Origin of the sequence: Pacificibacter marinus (assembly GCF_900109555.1) — a bacterium.
GTDB classification, from domain to species: domain Bacteria; phylum Pseudomonadota; class Alphaproteobacteria; order Rhodobacterales; family Rhodobacteraceae; genus Celeribacter; species Celeribacter marinus_C.
Window position 1 is genome coordinate 217,987 of sequence record NZ_FNZV01000002.1, and the last position, 18,079, is coordinate 236,065.

The following is an 18,079-nucleotide window of genomic DNA, read 5'->3' on the forward strand; positions in this document are numbered from 1 at the left end:
GTGCTATTGAGTTCACGTGTTCAGCGTCGCTAAGCCGACCCTCAAATCTGATGAAAGCTGGGGCAGTGTTAAGTCAGGGCGCAGGGCCATCCGCATCGCATCAGGCCGAAACGCGTCTGTGCATCGTTTCGCCATTTCTTATGGTTCGTTTGAAAGTAGGGGGCGAATGGTGGTAGGGTCTATTCATTCAATTGGAAAGATCAACGAGTGCATCATTCACAGAGACATTGGCATGTTCTTTCAGTGACCAATTTTTATAAGTTATATCAATGTTATAAACCGTTTTGAATGTGGATCGGCATTGATGTCGCAGTCTTAATCCTGCAACATCAAAGGCTTGCCCGTGATCGCAAGATGTTGCAAAATTCCAAGGCGGCCTCTCCCAATGTTTCTTTTCGCCGCGTCACCAGTCCAAATCCGGTGAGCCGAATGTCTGGCTGAATGGGAAGGGTTGTGAAAAGGCCCGCTTTTATATGGGCATCGACCACGGCTTCGGGCAGCAGCGCTACGGCGTCAGAGACCTGCACAAGGTTCAAGATAAGCAAGATCGAAGAACATTCTATCGTATCTGTAAGGCGGCCCAATCCAGCTTGATCAAGAGCGGCATCAAGCACCTGTCGTGACGGGTTTGACAGGGGTTGCAAGACCCAAGAACATTCGGTCAGGTCCGCCAATTGCATGATCCCAGCGCGGTGTAGCGGATGGCCCGCCCGCGCGACAACGACCAGCCGTTCTTCGGCGAGCAGTTCGAATGTAAACACGTGGCGATGCCGCTCTGTGCTAAAGCGTCCCACCGCAAGATCCAGCCCGCCTGCCTCAAGCTGGTCAAGAATACCATCGCTGGTTTCGCCGTGCAGAGACACCATAAGTTGCGGGCGTTTGCGTTTGATTTCGGCCACGGACCGCGCCACAAAATCTGGGGCCGCGCCTGTGATCGCGCCCACTGAAAGAGAGCCATATCCACCCGCTCGGCGGGCTTGGAATTCATCTGAAAATCTATGCAGACGTGACAGTTGCGCCCGCACATTTGTGATAACAAATGCCCCCAGCGGTGTTGGTTCCATGCCGCGGGGTTTGCGCTCAAACAGGGCAGCCTCAAAGATGTCTTCGACATCGCGCAACATCTTGGATGCGGTGGATTGCGTCATATTCAGCGCGTCTGCTGCACGGTGTGTGGTGCCGTGATCCGCCAAGGCCACGATCAGCGACATGTGCCGCACTTTCAGGTTGGCTGTTATATCTCGGTCCACGTTTTATTGTTCCTTCAGAGCGATCGTCTTTCGCGATCGCAGAGCCATATTTATTCATTGGACGTTATCACGCCGCTGGATACTGTCAACGGTGAGGAGAGGGTTGGGAGACCAGTAAACACCGTCAGAACAACAGGATATAACCGTGCAATTTGCGCGCCCTGTTGGTGTGCTGTTCACCTGATTTATGCGCCTTTCAGTACAGTTTTACGGCCAGCCAGAGCCGTGGGTGTCGAAAGGATCTCTAGGTATCGCAAAGGAGGAGAATTAAATGCATTTCATTAAAACTATCGCAGCTGTTGGGGGCCTGATGGCCATGACTAGCGCCGCATGGGCACAAGAGTACCCTGAACGTCCCATTCAAATGATCGTGCCTTGGGGCGCGGGCGGCGGCACAGATGCTGTGGGCCGTTTGCTGGGCGCTGAAATTCAAAAAGAGCTTGGTGTCCCGGTCAACGTGGTGAACCGCACTGGCGGATCGGGCGTTGTGGGCCACAGTGCCATCGCCAACGCTGATCCAGATGGGTACACCATCGGGATTATGACCATCGAAATCGACATGATGCATTGGCAGGGTTTAACAGAACTCACCTATGAAGATTTTGATGTTTTGGCCATCGTCAACTCCGATCCCGGTGGGGTCATGGTGTCTGCAGATGCTGGCTTTGACAGCGTTGAAGCGTTGTTGGAAAAAATCAAAAGCGAACCTGCTGGCACGTTCAAAGCTTCCGGCACGGGGCAGGGCGGAATTTGGCATGTTGGCCTTGCGGGCTGGTTGTTGTCGGAAGATCTGGCACCTGATCACGTGACATTCGTGCCGAGCCAAGGGGCCGCACCCGGTCTGACCGACATGGTCGCGGGCGGTGTTGATATCGTTCCATCATCGCTGGCCGAAGGTCGGTCCATGATTGATGCCAAGCGCGTTGTGGCCTTGGCGACGATGTCTGCGGATCGTCAAGATGCCTTTCCTGATGTTCCGACATTGGCTGAATCCACAGGTTCTGATTGGACTGTCGCGGTTTGGCGGTCTGTTGCCGCCCCTGCAGGGTTGCCAGAGGACGTCAAGGTCAAGCTGATGAATGCGATTGAGACTGCATATAATTCAGAGGCTTATCAGGAGTTTATGAAGGATCGCGGTTTTGGTCTGCGTTGGGCTAAAGGTGACGATGCTGCTGCCATTGTGGCTACCGATGATGCCGCCTTTGGTGAAGTCATGACCAAAGCAGGTCTAGCCGCTCAATAAATAGCAGCATTAACTGGCCACGTGCCAAATCGTAACCTCCGCCGTCGCCGTAACATCGGCGACGGCACATCATATAGCGACCAACGACAGGACACAGGATGCGCGTCACCGATCTGACATTGGGTTTATTGACCCTGCTGGGAGGGATCGCGATTTATCTCTCAGCGATAAATTTTCACGCGATCCCCGGACAGGACTACGGCGCAGGCACAATGCCCCGCGCTATTGCTTTTGTGACGGGCCTTGTGGGGGTGTTCATCATCACCAAAGCCGTCATGGCGGGCGAACGTTTGCCGGGGTTGCAACTGGCAGAATGGACCCGCAGTGGTTCGGCCGTGCTGCGTATGCTCGCGGTGCTGGGGCTGATTGTGGCCTACATCGTTGTCTCGCCGGTGGTGGGATTTTTGCCCACGGCCTTTTGCGTGATGCTGGTGGCAATGCTGATCCTTGGGGTGCGCATTCCGACTGCCATCATTGTGTCTGCCGTGACGTCTGTTGCCATTCAACAGAGCTTTGGCAAGCTTTTGCTCGTCCCGCTGCCGCGCAGTGATTTCTTGAACTTCTTTTGGTGAATTTTTCATGTCAATTGTGATCGAAGCTGCGAACCTTGTGTTCCAACCTTATGTCTTGCTCGTAATCTTTGGCGCTGCCGCCTTTGGTATGTTTGTCGGGGCCATTCCGGGTCTGACTGCAACCATGGCCACGGCACTGTTGGTGCCTGTGACCTTTTTCATGGACCCTGTGCCTGCGATTGCCACCATCGTGACAGCCACCGCTATGGCGATTTTTGCGGGCGATATTCCTGGTACTTTGCTGCGAATGCCCGGCACGCCGGCGAGTGCTGCTTATGTGCAAGACGCTTACGCCATGACCCAACAAGGTCGCCCCGAAGCGGCCCTTGGCGCGTCATTGGTGTTTTCGTCAATCGGCGGCATCTTTGGCACGCTCGTGCTGATCACGGCCTCGCCAGTCTTGGCTGAAATCGCTTTGAAATTCTCGTCGTTTGAGTATTTCTGGCTGGTGGTTTTGGGTCTGTCCTGTGCTGTGTTCATCTCGCCGGGTTCCCCTGCGCGTGGGCTTATCGCGCTTTTCATCGGACTGTTTGCTGCCACGGTTGGGCTGGATAACCCTGCTGCTGTGCCGCGCTATACCTTTGGGTCTGTCGAGATGATGGGCGGGGTGCAGTTCATTCCCGCTATGATCGGTCTGTTCGCTGTGTCCGAAGTCATCCGTGCCTTTATCAAGCGTGCCAGTGATGTGCGCCCGCCCGCGGCCATGAGCAAAAGCATCTTTCGCCAACAGGCAACCAATCTTGTGACCTATCCTGTGCAGGCTTTGCGTGGCAGTATTCTGGGCACCGCAATCGGTGCATTGCCCGGCGCAGGGGCTGACATCGCGGCTTGGATTTCATACGCCGTCAGCAAGAAATTTTCAAAAACACCAGAGAAATTTGGCACAGGCCATGTCGAAGGTTTGGTCGAGGCGGGGGCCTCAAACAACGGTGCCATGAGCGGTGCGTGGATTCCGGCGCTTGTTTTTGGCATCCCCGGCGATTCCATCACTGCGATCGTGATCGGTGTGCTGTACATCAAAGGCATCAATCCGGGGCCTATGGTGTTCATCACCCAGCCGGAAATGATCTATGCAGTGTTTATCGTGTTTTTGCTGGCCAACCTGATCATGCTGCCGCTGGGTTGGATCGCGATCAAGGGCGCGCGCCACGTTTTGTCTATTCCGCAAAAAGTGCTGATGCCTGTGATCTTGATGTTCTGCATGGTTGGGTCTTTTGCCATCAACAATTCGGTCTTTGGGATCGGCTTGATGTTGATCTTTGGTATCATCGGGTTCTTGATGGAAGAAAACGACATCCCCATCGCGCCTGCGATCTTGGGGTTGGTTTTGGGGCCGATGTTGGAACAGAACTTTGTCACGTCTATGATCAAATCTGACGGCAGTTTTCTTGCCTTTTTTGAGCGTCCAATTGCGGCGGGGCTTGGTCTATTTTCCATCGCGATTTGGGCGATCCCGTTGGTTTTGTGGCTGTTGCACCGTCGCAGTGCCAGACAAAACCTGACCTGAGTACTCTAAGATACGTTGCTATTAAAACGAAAGACACAGCCCGATCCATTTTTGGTGTCGGGCTGTTTCGTGTTTGATATTAAACAGTTTTTATAGCGTGGCCCAGAGCTGAAACAGCACGCCGATGCTGAATGAACCGACCAACGCAAGGCCAAGATATAGGAAAAACACCTGTCGTTTGACCAAAGCCCAAACAGCGATGGCTGCGGGCAGTGAACTGACACCGCCAGCAATCAAAAACGCAAGACCCGCGCCGGGGGCCATGCCTTGCCCAATCAAGCCGCCAACCAGCGGCAAAGCTGCGTAGCCGTTCAGGTATGCGGGCACCCCAACCAGTGTTGCGATCCCTATAGGAATGATGCCAGTGCCGCCAAGTGAGCGGGCCACCAGATCAGCAGGCAACCAAGCCAACATAAGGCTTTCCAGAATAAAGGCGAGTGTTAGCCATTTGGCAAGAAAAAGCGCGGACTTGATGCTTTCGCGCCAGAATTTTTGCACCCGTGCCGTATCGCGCCAAAATTTCCAAACAACGGGTTGAGCTGTGCGGACCTTGGCCCCACCGCACCCGCCATTGCCGACACCCTCGCGCAAAGGATCGGACAGGCCACCCGCACGAGATAGGGCGTGGACCACAAAGCCGCCGAAAATGCCCAAGCTCAAAGCCGCGATGGTCTTGGCGATCGCAAATTCAATTCCCAACACGCCTGTGGTCAGCACGAACATCGACGGGTCCATCACTGGCGAGGCAAGCCAGAACGCCATAACGGCTGAAAGAGGCACGCCCATAGCCAAAAGAGCAGCAATCAAAGGGATGACGCCACAAGAACAGAAAGGGGAAAGCCCGCCGACCACTGCTGCAATCAAGATCATGGCCGCTGGTGATCCAGTAAACGCGCGTGCGATCAAACCATCTGCGCCGGTCGCCCCCGCAGAGGCGGCTATCCCGACCGATAGGGCCAGAAAGGGCGCTACGTTGAGCAGATTTTGTGCTGCAAAACGGGCTGTGGTGATGCCAAATGGGGGCGCAAGGATGAACAGCACTGCAAGCAGGCCTGCCGAGAACAGCCAGACTTTTTCTTTTACCCACAAGTGTTTGAGGATGGTACTGGCCCGTGACGGAGGAACAAGAGAGAGGTCTTTCATATCTATATCCTTAAATATATAGTTTTTTTTCGGCGAAAAAATGAACCGCAACCATTACGCAGCATTTTCCTGAGTGAGTGCGACGCCTGTGCAGCATTCCGATGTCAGGAACGAGACAGTTTGATGCATAACATCGAAATCGACGCGGTTTACAATCTGGCGTCCTTGACGTTCTTGAGTGACAAGTCCGGCGTCGACCAAAGTCTTGATGTGATAGGCCAGTGTTGACGCAGCCATGCCCAGATGCGTGCCGATATCCCCAATGTTCAGGCCATCGTTTCCGGCCCGTACCAGCAATCGAAAGATTGTCAGGCGGGTGTCGTGGCCAAGGGCTGCAAGCGAAAGGGCGGCTGAGGTATGTGTCATCATGATGCCAATTAAAACTATAATTATAGTTTTGTCAATCGGCACATGCAATTCATCAATCTTAGTGTTCGCACAAAGCGCCAAGGCCGCTATTTCTATTAAATGGGCGGGGATGACGTGCGGCATAGACGCAAAGGGTCTTCACGGAAATATGAGGCGCAGCCACTAGACGACTGGTCTAATGGAGCCTATCTGAACTGCATGAAGACGCAAACAAAAGATACGAAACGCCAAATTTTGGCAGTTGGTCGCAGGCTCACCGCGCAGCATGGCTATGCCCGCGTTGGCTTGAACGAATTGCTGAAAGCGGCCGATGTGCCTAAGGGATCATTCTATCACTACTTTCCCTCGAAAGAGGCCTATGGCTGCGCACTGTTGGAAGATTTTATCGCGCAGTATCGCCAAGCCCTGACAGAGACGCTCAACGACACAACGCGTACATCTCGGGACCGATTCCTTGCTTATTTTGAGGATTGGAAACGCAAACAAACAGGAGATGATCTGCAAGATCGCTGTTTGGTTGTTAAGTTATCGGCAGAGGTTGCCGATCTTTCGCCCGACATGAGCCGCATCTTAAATCAAGGCGTCGACAGTATCATCAGCGCTCTAACGCATACCTTGCAAGAGGGCATGTCTGAGGGGTCTATCGCGGCGTTGAAAGACCCTAATAATATCGCAAAATCAATATACTATCAGTGGCTGGGGGCCACTTTGGTTTCTGGGTTGTCTTGTGATGATACGGCATTAGATGCTGCCCTGCGGGCCACTCAAATGGCAATCCCACCCGCATAATATTTTGCACAACAGCGCGCCGACTGGTCCATAAAGGGAACGAACTATGAATATTTTCTACAAAACATCAGCAACAGATTCAGGCGTCACACGCGGAAATATCGAAGTGCGCTTGCACGTCGTTACACAAGGAAACTAGGCTATGAACAATTTTGATTTTCACAACCCAACCCGTATTCTTTTTGGTAAAGGGCGTATTGCGGATTTGAACGCTCAGGTGCCGAACGATGCCAAAGTTTTGATCACTTATGGCGGTGGCAGCGCTGAACGCACAGGCGTTTTGGCACAAGTGCGCAAGGCGCTTGGGGATCGAACAGTTGTTGAATTTGGCGGTATTGAACCAAATCCACGTTTTGCGACGGCCATTAAAGCTGTTGATGTTATTGCCAAAAATGGCATCACATTTTTGCTGGCTGTTGGTGGCGGGTCTGTCATTGATGCGACCAAATTCATCGCGGCTGCAGCGAAATTTTCAGGCGACCCATGGGAAATTTTGACTTCACGCGGCTCCGTTGTGAAAGAAGCTATGCCATTTGGTACGGTTTTGACTTTGCCTGCCACAGCCTCTGAAATGAATTCCGGTTCGGTGATCACTCACGCTGAAAAAGGGGCTAAACTGCCGTTCATGAGCCCCCATTGCTACCCTGTTTTCTCAGTGCTCGACCCTGAACTGACGTACACTTTGCCAGCACGTCAAATCGCCAATGGTGTGGCTGATGCCTTTGTTCACATCATCGAGCAATATCTTACGTACCCTGTGGCGGCGAATGTTCAAGACGGCTTTGCGGAAACGTTGTTGCGCACCTTGGTTGATATTGGTCCGAAAGCGATTGAAGCCCCTGAAGACTATGATTTACGTGCCAATTTGATGTGGACAGCAACGCTGGCGTTGAACGGTTTGATTGGTGCTGGTGTACCACAAGATTGGGCGAGCCACATGATTGGTCATGAAATCACCGCCTTTAACGATACAGATCACGCCCGCACGCTGGCCGTTGTTTTACCTGCATTGATGAATGATCAACGTGGTCCAAAACGTGAAAAACTGCTGCAATACGGTGCCAATGTTTGGAACATCCACGAAGGTGACGAAGACGCGCGCATTGATGCTGCGATCGACGCCACACGCGACTTTTTCCACGCGATTGGCATTAAAACCCGCCTCAGCGATTACAATGTCGCCGCGTCAGACATCGACACCATCATCGGCGCTTTGACTGACCACGGCATGACCGCACTTGGCGAACATGGCGCTATCACGCCTGAAGTCGCACGTCGCATTCTTGAAGCCGCTGTATAGAAAGATCTCGACATGACAGATATCAAAACATTGAACCGCCAAATTGTTCTCGCTGAACGCCCCAAAGGCGCACCAACAGCGGACACTTTGAAATTGATCGAAACCGACGTGCCAACTGCAGGTCCAAACCAAATGTTGTTGCGCACGCAATACCTATCGCTTGACCCTTATATGCGGGGTCGGATGAGCGATGCGCCATCTTACGCAGCCCCGGTTGAAATCGGTGGCGTGATGGTAGGTGGCACGGTTGCGCAGGTTGTCACATCTCATTTGGATGGGTTTGAACCGGGTGATTGGGTGCTTAGTTTTCATGGCTGGCAAGACTATGCCTTGTCTGATGGGACGGCGGTGACCAACCTTGGAAAATCGCCTGCGCACCCGTCATGGGCGCTTGGGATTATGGGGATGCCCGGATTTACCGCATGGGCTGGGCTGATCAAAATCGGTGCACCAAAAGCAGGCGAAACCATTGTTGTGGCTGCGGCCACAGGCCCCGTTGGTGCAACTGTGGGCCAGATTGGTAAAATTCTGGGATGCCGTGTTGTTGGCGTTGCTGGGGGCGCTGAGAAATGTGCCTATGCGGTTGATGAATTGGGCTTTGACGCCTGTATCGATCACAAGGCCGATGATTTTGCCGAGCAGTTTAACAAAGCGACCCCAGATGGGATTGATGTTTACTTTGAAAATGTCGGCGGCAAGGTTTTGGATGCGGTAATTCCACAGTTGAACCCCAACGCACGGATGCCTGTTTGTGGTCTCGTATCGCAATACAACGCGACTGAACTGCCTGCAGGGCCGGATCGGATGAACTGGTTGATGGGGCAAATTCTGCGCAAAAAGGTCAAGGTCCAAGGCTTTATCATTTTTGATGATTTCGGTCATCTCTACCCTGAGTTTGCCAAAGACATGGCGGCATGGGTTGAAGGCGGACAGGTGAAATACCGCGAAGAAATGATCGACGGGTTGGAAAATGCGCCTGAAGCCCTAATTGGTCTGTTGAACGGCGAAAACTTTGGCAAGCGCGTGATCCGCGTTGGCTCAAATTGAAAGGACATCGTATGAAGATTTTAATGGTACTGACGTCGCACGATCAACTGGGCGACACAGGTAAAAAGACAGGGTTTTGGCTCGAAGAATTCGCAGCCCCCTATTATGTGTTCAAAGATGCAGGGGCTGAGATTACGCTGACGTCACCAAAAGGCGGCCAGCCTCCGATTGACCCCAGCAGTGATGATGAAAGCTCGCAAACCGATGACACGCGGCGCTTTAAAGCTGATGCGGACGCTCAAAAGCACCTCGCAACAACACTTAAGATCACGGATGTCGAAGCGGATGGGTTTGACGCGATCTTTTATCCCGGTGGTCACGGCCCCCTTTGGGATCTCGCGGAAGACACCTATAGCAAGCGTTTGATCGAAGCTTTTGCTGTGACTGATCGTCCCGTTGGTGCCGTGTGCCACGCGCCTGCCGTGTTCCTTCATACCATTGGTGTGGATGGAAAACCTTTGACCTCTGGGCGTCGTGTTACCGGTTTCTCCAACAGCGAAGAAGCCGCTGCTGGGCTCACGGATGTTGTGCCATTTTTGGTGGAAGACATGCTTAAATCCAATGGTGGACAGTACGAAAAAGGCGATGATTGGGCCAGTTTTGTGTTGCGTGATGGTAATCTTGTTACGGGCCAAAATCCGGCGTCTTCTGCCGAAGCGGCAAAGCAAATTTTGGCGCTCTTGGGTTAAACACCTCTTTGAAATGTGTCGTGGCGTACAACGCGCCACGACACTTAGACGTTTTGAGACCTAAAAGAGTTTGGCTTTCTGTAGGCTGGCGTGATCTTTTTACCAGCGCCAGTATAATAGCTGACATCCCCCAACCATATCCTCTTTGCGTAAATCTAAGCATCGGATTTCGCCCTGAGCACCTGCATATATTTGTGGGCGTATAATCGTGTGTCGCCGCACGGCTGAGGCATTTGGGGCTGCCGCAAGCGGTGATACTTTTCAAAATATGCGCGACAAGAATAACTTATTTAGTGATTTTCAAGTCAGTTTGAGTTGAAAAAGAGGGAACCTGAATCCTGCTCATTCAGGTGATGTTTCCCTTAAGTCATTATATCAATACGTTTTTTATATTGTACTTTTTATGAATGTTGGTGTCACACCCTCGCCGCAACATTGTTTCTAATGCATCGAATAAAATCAATGAAACTTGTGCGACTTAAACGAATCTTCACCCCTTCACGCCATTTCTCTTTGCAGACGAACCACTGCGTTCGATTTTTTTGTGCATTTTTCACGGAGCCCCGTGGATCGCATTTGCCGCACGATGAGGAGAAAGTGATGAACTTTTTTAAGAAGATTAAGTTGGCGCAAAAGCTACCAATTGTGATGATTGGTTTGACAGCACTCGCCATTTGTATTTCGGGCTATACGTCTTATCGGCACGCGTCAAAGGCACTTTTGATCGAAGCAGAAGACTTGCTATCCACAATTGCCGAGGCACGCACCTTAGAATTCAATACGTGGCTTGAGGGCATTGATATTGATATTCGCGGGCAGGCGGAAAGCCCAACGGTACTTTCTGCTGTGCGCGGATTGGACGTCGCTTGGAGCGCACTCCCCGGTGATCCTCAAGCCTATCTGCAAAATGCCTACATTGATGATAATCCGAACGTTGAAGGGGAAAAGCATCTTCTTGATTTTGCCGAAGATGGGTCTGCGTACAGTCAAGTCCACAAGTTGTATCACGCGTCTTTCCGTAAACTTGTTGACGAAAAAGGGTATTATGATGTCTTCATTTTCAACACTTCAGGCGAACTTATTTACTCGGTTTTTAAAGAGCGTGATTTTGCGACCAACTTCCTAGAGGGTCAATACAAAGAGACTGCTTTGGGTGCGATCGTGCGAGACTCGCTTCAAAGCGAAGGTCAAAAAACATTCTTCCAAGACGTTACCATATATGAACCCTCCCATAGTACTCCTGCGTCCTTCATCGGGAGCCCAATTGTGAACCGTAAAGGCGAAACAAAGGGTGTGATTGCGTTCCAAATGTCTGCAGAGCGTATTGATGCGATTATGACACGTGCCACGGGACTTGGTGAAACCGGCGATGCCTATATCATCGGCGAAGACATGTTGCTGCGCAGTGATCCTATCCACGGCCTTGGCAATCAAGTTTTGGTTGGCAGCGTTGATTTTCAATCGGCAGTAAATGCAATTGCAGGCGAAACAGGTTTGCTGCGTGAAACTGTGAACAATACTGCAGCAGGCCATGTTCATGCGCACCTTGCAGCTTACCGCCCGCTTGATTTTCATGGCGTGCGTTGGGCGCTGATTGCGGAACAAAGTATTGATGAAATTCTGTTGCCCGCCAATCAATTGCGAAATGATATGATCCGTGATGGCCTGATCATGATTTTAGTCGTCGCTGCGATTGCCTACTTCATTTCGCGCACAATCTCAAAACCTCTGACAAATGTGGAACGCTCAATGCGTGTTGTGTCCACCGGCGATTATTCTTCGGCGGTTCCTGGAACTGGGCGAGGGGACGAAATCGGTGGGATTGCGAACGCGTTGGACGAATTTCGCAATGCACTTGGGCGTGCTGAACAAGCGACACGAGATGGCCTATTCAAAGGGTCAGCATTTGAGGGCTCGTCTGCCGCTTTGATGATGGTCGACCAGAACTTTGATGTCACCTACATAAACGCTGCAGCGTCTAAACTTATGTCGGAACATCAAAATACGTTTCGGTTAGCCTATTCAGAGTTTGACGCGACAAACCTTGTCGGGGCAAACATCGATACATTCCATAAATTTTCTGAAAAGGACCGCAAGGTTCTGGAAGATCCAAACGCGATGCCGTTTGCGGCGGATATTAAAGTGGGGGAGACCTACTTTTCTCTCGACATCAATTCTGTCCTTGATTTGGAAGGTAAACAAATTGGGTGTGTCTTGGAATGGAAAGATGTCACTGACATTAGAACAAGCGAAGCTGTCATAGCCGCACTCGATAGCAACCAAGCAAAGGCCGAATTCGAATTGAACGGTAAGCTCATAGGTGCAAATGCTAATTTTGCAGGAATGACGGGAACTAAAGCTCAGGACATTCTTGGCTTTAAACATGATGAATTGTTTAACTTCGACCCTGAGATGGCAGCTCAGAATGGTCCGGTTTGGGATCGATTACTGAGAGGTGACAGCGTGTCTGGACGTTTCAATTTGAAATCCACCGATGGTAAAATATCAATCTTGGATGGAACATTTTCATCTGTAAAAGATGCCAGCGGTAATCCTTTTAGAGTCATTTTGCTTGGCACAGATGTAACTGAAAGCCACAATGCACTGCAGGCTTCGAAAGCCAGTCAAGAAAAGATGAAAGCGGAACAAGATACCGTGGTCGAAGGACTGCGAGTGGCCCTGAAACGTCTTGCAAAAGGCGACCTTACCAGCCAGATCGATATCCCATTTGCTCTTGAATATGAAACGCTCCGCAATGATTTTAACTTGGCAATGACAAACCTTTTGGATGCCATGAGTAGCGTCGTCGAAAATGCTGACATGATCCGAGGTGAAGCCAGCGAAATTTCAAATGCAGCAGATGACTTGTCTCGCCGGACGGAAAAACAAGCTGCGACATTGGAAGAAACGGCGACGGCACTAGACGAACTAACATCATCGGTTAAATCTGCAGCTGAGGGGGCAAATCAGGCAAGCCAAATGGTTGCATCCGCAAAATCGAATGCTGAAGCCTCGGGTGAAGTCGTGCAAGAAGCGGTCGAAGCTATGAGTGAAATTGAAAGCTCGTCCAATCAAATTTCAAAAATTATTTCTGTCATTGACGATATAGCTTTCCAAACCAATCTATTGGCACTGAACGCCGGTGTTGAAGCGGCGCGCGCAGGAGAGGCCGGACGGGGTTTTGCCGTTGTTGCATCCGAGGTCCGCGCGCTTGCTCAACGATCATCAGAGGCTGCGCGTGAGATCAACAGCCTCATTTCAAAATCTGGGGCCTTGGTGAAACGAGGTGTAGGTCTTGTTGGTGAAACGGGCGATGCGCTAAAAGGTATCGTCAGCTCAGTGTCTGAAATTGCTATCAACGTTACGGAAATTGCAGATTCTTCACGAGAACAATCTAGTGGTCTCGCGGAAATCAACGCTGCCGTAAATCAGCTTGATCAAGTGACCCAGCAAAATGCTGCCATGTTTGAAGAGACTACCGCAGCAAGTCATGCCCTGACGCGAGAAGCCGAAAACCTAAATGTGACGACCTCACGGTTCTCGATTTCAAAGACATCTGCTCAAACCGAAACAAGTGTCGTTCAGGCCGATTTCACAACAAAAGCGCCAACAACCACGCGCGAAGAGGCTCCCGTTAAATCAGTTAAACAGGTCGCGAATGCGCCACAGCCAGTACCTCAACCCGTTTTGAGTGATGATTGGGAAGATTTCTAATTCTCGACAGAACTTCTCAATCACAGCTTGCGAATATGGACAGGAAAATTTTGTGAAACAATCGCGTGTACTTATCGTTGATGACTCTCCGACAATGCGGCGGCTTATACGGTCTATTCTTGAGAAAGACCCAAGGATCACTGTCGTCGCAGAAGCAGGGACGGCACGTGAGGCAAGAGATGCTGTAAATACGTATAAACCTGATGTGATTTCTCTTGATGTGGAAATGCCAAACATGAGTGGTTTGGAGTTTCTAGAACGGTTGATGCGACATCGTCCAATGCCTGTTGTTATGGTGAGTACATTAACCAAAAGAGGCAGTTCTATTGCCGTTGATGCTTTGGCGTTAGGGGCGATTGAATGCATAGAAAAACCGCGACTTGGGCAGCAAGAAGATTCTTTCTCAAATCTTGCGGATGCGATTGTTTTAGCGTCGCAAGCGCGTGTTGGAGGTAGGGTCGTACGTGCGGTGGCCCCAGTTTTAAATCATCCAAGGCGCTTTAAAAGGATTTGTCTGTTAGGGGGGTCGACGGGTGCCGTCGATGCTTTGGAGCAGATATTATTGAGGTTTCCTGAAAACTGCCCCCCGACGTTGATTACTCAACATATGCCAGAACCTTTTCTAGTTAGTTTTGCAGCCAGGTTGAATCAGCTTGTGTTACCAAAAGTATCTTTGGCGCAGGAGGGGCAAACACTTTCACCGGGACATGTTTTGATCGCCCCTGGGGGGGAGTTTCACCTGAACTTGACCTCGAACAAAGCGCTCACAGTTTCGTTATTTAAGGGCCCTCCAGTTTCTGGGCACCGTCCCTCCGTTGATTCAATGATGTTGTCTGCGACCGAATTTGCACCCAGAATTGTCGCAGGCATTTTAACTGGTATGGGGCGAGATGGAGCCGAAGGAATGCAGAAATTACGAGAAAATGGCGCTAAAACCTTAGGCCAATCGCGTGAAACATGCGTCGTTTTTGGAATGCCTAAGGTTGCGGGACAGTTGGGCGGGGTTGAAAAATGGGTTGATATTGCAAATTTTGGAGATGAGATGCTTGCACTTGCAGAAACCCCAGTTCGGGGAGGGGCAATATGACGAATGTTTCCAACAAAATCCTACAAGGTAAATCCGCTTATATCACTCAAGGTGAGTTCGCGGTAGATTGTTCCCCTACGGTTGTTATTTCTACAATATTGGGCTCATGCATCGCAGCTTGCATCTGGGATCCCGACGCAAATATTGGTGGAATGAACCATTTCTTGTTGCCCAACGGACCGCAGGTATTAGAAAGCGATTCCAGTTCTTTCGGGGCAAATGCGATGGAAGTTTTAATCAATACACTTATTCGCTCTGGTGCTAGAAAAAATTGTTTGCGCGCAAAAGTTTTTGGTGGAGCAGAAATGTGCCGTGGCCTCACCGATGCAGGAAGTCGTAACGGTTTGTTTGTACTTTCTTACTTAGAGCGTGAAAACATTCCATGCGTGGGACAAAGTCTTGGAGGCAATCAGGCGCGACGTCTTGAGTTTTACCCCGAAAGTGGCCGTGTTCGACAGAAACTTGTCGAAGATGCATGTGTCACGGAAGTTATTCCAGTAGTGCCTGCATCTAACGAGCTTGAATTGTTTTAACCAAGAATATTGCTTAGTGGCAGGCCTTAGTTTGTACGGCAATGGTCACGATGCATCATGGGACCTATGCTGAATTTGTGCTTAGATAGGCATTTAGCTTTTGTACATGTGTCTATTCTTGTCGCGTGCCAACATGATGTCGCCAACACCTTTTGATTTTCGAGTATGGGGCAGGATGAGGTTTTGCGACACTTATGATAGAACTTTTGCGACGGCATCCAAAAGATCAGTGCGCTGCACGGGCTTCATCATTCGGATGTCTTCGGGTCTTAGACCATTTCCATGTACTGTCGCTTCGCTTGCATAACCAGACATAAAGATCACTGGCAGGGCTGGCCATCGTGCTCTGAGGGCTTTGGCGAGGGTCGTCCCCTGCAATTTTCCGGGCATCACGATGTCAGTGAGTAATAGGTCAAAGGTTGGATCTGCTTCGAAGGTGGCAAAGGCTGCGTCGCCAGAGGCAGTCGCCGTGACATGGTACCCAGAGTGCTCGAGCACTTTAACCAATGTTTCGCGCACCGATTTTTCGTCTTCTGCCACAAGCAACTTGTGTCCTTTATGTGCAGGGTTGTGATCCGTCATTTCAGGTGTAGTAATTTGTTCTTGTTGCATGTTGGTTGCAGGGAAATAGAGTTTAAAAGTCGTGCCTTGATCGATTTCTGTATAGACTTGGACGGTGCCGCCAGATTGACGCATGAAGCCGTCCGTCATCGATAAGCCAAGTCCAGACCCCAGACCTGGGGGTTTTGTCGTGAAAAAGGGTTCGAAAATAGAGGCGAGGGTGTCTTGTGAAATTCCGGGTCCAGTATCGCTGACCGCCAGCATCACATACCGGCCCGGTGCAAGTTCTTCATTTCGGGCGTCGATATAGGCCTGATCAATGCGCACATTTGCGGTTTCTATCGTCAGATTTCCGTGGCCTTCCATAGCATCACGCGCATTCAATGTTAGGTTTAACAGTGCACTTTCCAGTGATGCACGGTCCGCTTTTACAGGCCACAACCCTGCCAGAAGCGATGTTTCCACGTTGACACTTTCCGGTAATGTGCGCCCGATCCAGTTCTTTGCCTCGCGCACAACGCTGTTTAGATCCAAAACGACAGGGGTCAATGGAGCCTGCCGCGCAAAAGCGAGCATGTTTTTGGTCAAATCAGCGCCACGCAACGTGGCTGTAATGGCTGTATCGATCAAATCCTGTTCGACTGGGGGCACGTCGCGATCACTTAACAGTTCTAAATTGCCCAAAATCACAGCCAGAAGATTGTTGAAATCATGGGCCACACCGCCTGTGAGTTGGCCGATGCTTTCGTTTTTCTGAGCACGGCGGGAAATTTCACTTTCTCTTTCCATTTTCTTTTGCGCTTCGACTTCGGTTGTGGCGTCAAGAATGATGGCCTTTATCAGTGCTCTGCCTTTTTCGATATCCGTACCACCGTGGTAATCAAGCCAGCGCGTTTGCCCGTCGCGTGTGGTGATTTTATATCGATGAAAAATAGGTTCGCCTGTTTCAAAGCTTTCATACAAAACCTTAAGAAATTTTTCGATGTCGTCGGGATCATGCATTTTCATCAATAGACTGGGGTCGGCATAGAATTCTTGGTCTGTAACCCCCCAAATTTTGTGGCATTTGGGGCTGATGTACAACAACTTGGGGCCATCGGGGCCCGTTCCATCCACTTCCAAAGCCACGCCCGGAAGCTTTTCAATGATGTGCTCAAGGCGGTTTCGAGAATCTTGTAGCAATTTTTCAGAATCTCGAATGTCTGTTAGGTCTGCATGCATACCTATGATCCGGCTTGTTGTGCCATCTTTGGCCAAATCGGCGATCCAGCTTGCGCGAATATACCGAAGCGTTCCATCGGAGCGCTGCACGCGAAAATTTGTTTTATTCAATGTTTGCGTGCCCTGCCACATCTGCTGTCTTTCTCGTTGCAAGCGCGGCAAATCTTCTGGGTGAATCAAGGCTTCCCATTCAGGCATCAGGACCTGTCCAGCGGGTCTGTCCAGCCCGTAGATTGACATCAATCCTTCATCAAAAAAAGGTCCAAGGCTGTCTTTCTTTTGGTCAAACATTCCCATGCCTGACATTTGCATTGCCAAATCCAGCTTTTTTACAGAATCTGCGCTTTCAACGGTAACATTGGCAAAGCGAAATGCGTAATTTAGAACTTGCCATGTCACCAAAGTCGACAAAACACCGATGGATGCAAATCCGACTGCTACCTGTGCGGCGATAACATGCGCATCGGGGTCTTGATTGACACGGCTCAGATACCAAAGCGGCACAATATGAAGCAAGGCGAGCGCCAGCATAAGGTAGGCAGCTGTTGATTTTGACGTAACAGGCCAATTTCGGGCTGGGCGCAGATAGTATACGGCAACCCCAATGGCCGGGGTCGCAAGGTTCATAAAGATACCGATGTTAACAGCGGCTCCGCCTTGCGAATATCGATAGAGTGCGCCGCAAGCCCCAGCAATCACAGCGCCAATTGGCCCACCAAGATAGCCCGCGAAAATGAGTGGCCCAGCTTTGGCGTCAAATTGGGTTGGAATGATTTTGAACGAGATTGAGTTCATACCAAGCGACATCACCATCACGCCAAAAATAATACCCAAAAGCATTTGTTGAACAGGTCGTTTGTTTCTCAACCGATCCGACGCGTAAACGACGTACACAAGGACACCTGCCAAAAGCAAAGATGTCAGATTTTGCAAAACGAATGCGAACATAACAGTCTCCAAACAGTTTAGACCCGTCAATGTTGACTGATCTGACTTTGAGCCTAACCTAGGATTGCCTTCGGGTCCAATGGCACTGTTGAAACCTAATACCAGT

At 50.6% G+C, this 18,079-nt stretch carries 14 protein-coding genes; 10 read left to right on the forward strand and 4 right to left on the reverse strand.

Going from position 1 to position 18,079, the window contains the following annotated elements:
• Positions 1 to 329 precede the first annotated feature (329 nt).
• Positions 330 to 1,250, reverse strand: coding sequence for a LysR family transcriptional regulator (locus tag BM025_RS04255; protein WP_244515446.1), 921 nt, complete (start codon positions 1,248 to 1,250; stop codon positions 330 to 332).
• A 271-nt stretch (positions 1,251 to 1,521) separates the two neighbouring features.
• Here BM025_RS04255 and BM025_RS04260 point away from each other — a divergent pair, with 271 nt between their 5' ends.
• From BM025_RS04260 to BM025_RS04270, 3 genes are all read left to right on the forward strand, one after another.
• Positions 1,522 to 2,493, forward strand: a complete 972-nt coding sequence (locus BM025_RS04260; RefSeq protein ID WP_085847762.1) for a tripartite tricarboxylate transporter substrate binding protein — start codon at positions 1,522 to 1,524, stop codon at positions 2,491 to 2,493.
• Positions 2,494 to 2,591: 98 nt separating this feature from the next.
• Positions 2,592 to 3,065: a tripartite tricarboxylate transporter TctB family protein gene (locus BM025_RS04265; protein ID WP_085847761.1), complete on the forward strand. Its 474-nt coding sequence runs from the start codon at positions 2,592 to 2,594 to the stop codon at positions 3,063 to 3,065.
• Between the two features lie 7 nt (positions 3,066 to 3,072).
• Positions 3,073 to 4,572, forward strand: coding sequence for a tripartite tricarboxylate transporter permease (locus tag BM025_RS04270; protein WP_085847760.1), 1,500 nt, complete (start codon positions 3,073 to 3,075; stop codon positions 4,570 to 4,572).
• Between the two features lie 90 nt (positions 4,573 to 4,662).
• Here the strand turns inward: BM025_RS04270 and BM025_RS04275 are convergent, their stop codons facing one another.
• Together BM025_RS04275 and BM025_RS04280 are read right to left on the reverse strand one after the other, a co-directional pair.
• Positions 4,663 to 5,715 carry a permease gene (locus BM025_RS04275; RefSeq protein ID WP_085847759.1) on the reverse strand — a complete coding sequence of 351 codons (1,053 nt, stop codon included), beginning with the start codon at positions 5,713 to 5,715 and terminating at the stop codon, positions 4,663 to 4,665.
• 54 nt (positions 5,716 to 5,769) lie between these two features.
• On the reverse strand, positions 5,770 to 6,084 hold the full coding sequence (locus tag BM025_RS04280) for an ArsR/SmtB family transcription factor (RefSeq protein WP_085847985.1): 315 nt from the start codon (positions 6,082 to 6,084) through the stop codon (positions 5,770 to 5,772).
• Positions 6,085 to 6,282: 198 nt separating this feature from the next.
• On the opposite strand from BM025_RS04280, the gene BM025_RS04285 reads away from it, so the two are divergent.
• From BM025_RS04285 to BM025_RS04315, 7 genes are all read left to right on the forward strand, one after another.
• Positions 6,283 to 6,873 (forward strand): TetR/AcrR family transcriptional regulator, encoded by a 591-nt coding sequence (locus BM025_RS04285; RefSeq protein ID WP_085847758.1) that lies wholly within the window; start codon positions 6,283 to 6,285, stop codon positions 6,871 to 6,873.
• A gap of 142 nt (positions 6,874 to 7,015) precedes the next feature.
• Complete coding sequence (locus BM025_RS04290; protein ID WP_085847757.1) at positions 7,016 to 8,173, forward strand: iron-containing alcohol dehydrogenase; 1,158 nt, start codon at positions 7,016 to 7,018, stop codon at positions 8,171 to 8,173.
• Positions 8,174 to 8,185: 12 nt separating this feature from the next.
• A complete protein-coding gene (locus BM025_RS04295) occupies positions 8,186 to 9,220 on the forward strand; it encodes an NADP-dependent oxidoreductase (RefSeq protein ID WP_085847756.1) in 1,035 nt (344 codons plus the stop codon).
• Positions 9,221 to 9,231: 11 nt separating this feature from the next.
• The gene (locus BM025_RS04300; protein WP_085847755.1) at positions 9,232 to 9,909 is read left to right on the forward strand and encodes a type 1 glutamine amidotransferase domain-containing protein; all 678 of its coding nucleotides are present in this window, start codon (positions 9,232 to 9,234) and stop codon (positions 9,907 to 9,909) included.
• Between the two features lie 600 nt (positions 9,910 to 10,509).
• Entirely contained in the window at positions 10,510 to 13,623 is a 3,114-nt protein-coding gene (locus BM025_RS04305) for a methyl-accepting chemotaxis protein (protein ID WP_170842113.1), read from the forward strand.
• 52 nt (positions 13,624 to 13,675) lie between these two features.
• The gene (locus BM025_RS04310; RefSeq protein WP_244515448.1) at positions 13,676 to 14,710 is read left to right on the forward strand and encodes a protein-glutamate methylesterase/protein-glutamine glutaminase; all 1,035 of its coding nucleotides are present in this window, start codon (positions 13,676 to 13,678) and stop codon (positions 14,708 to 14,710) included.
• Positions 14,707 to 15,243, forward strand: a complete 537-nt coding sequence (locus BM025_RS04315) for a chemotaxis protein CheD (RefSeq protein WP_085847752.1) — start codon at positions 14,707 to 14,709, stop codon at positions 15,241 to 15,243. The genes BM025_RS04310 and BM025_RS04315 overlap by 4 nt, the downstream gene beginning before the upstream one ends.
• A 192-nt stretch (positions 15,244 to 15,435) precedes the next feature.
• Here BM025_RS04315 and BM025_RS04320 read toward each other — a convergent pair whose 3' ends face one another.
• On the reverse strand, positions 15,436 to 17,973 hold the full coding sequence (locus tag BM025_RS04320; protein ID WP_085847751.1) for a PAS domain-containing protein: 2,538 nt from the start codon (positions 17,971 to 17,973) through the stop codon (positions 15,436 to 15,438).
• Positions 17,974 to 18,079: the final 106 nt, after the last annotated feature.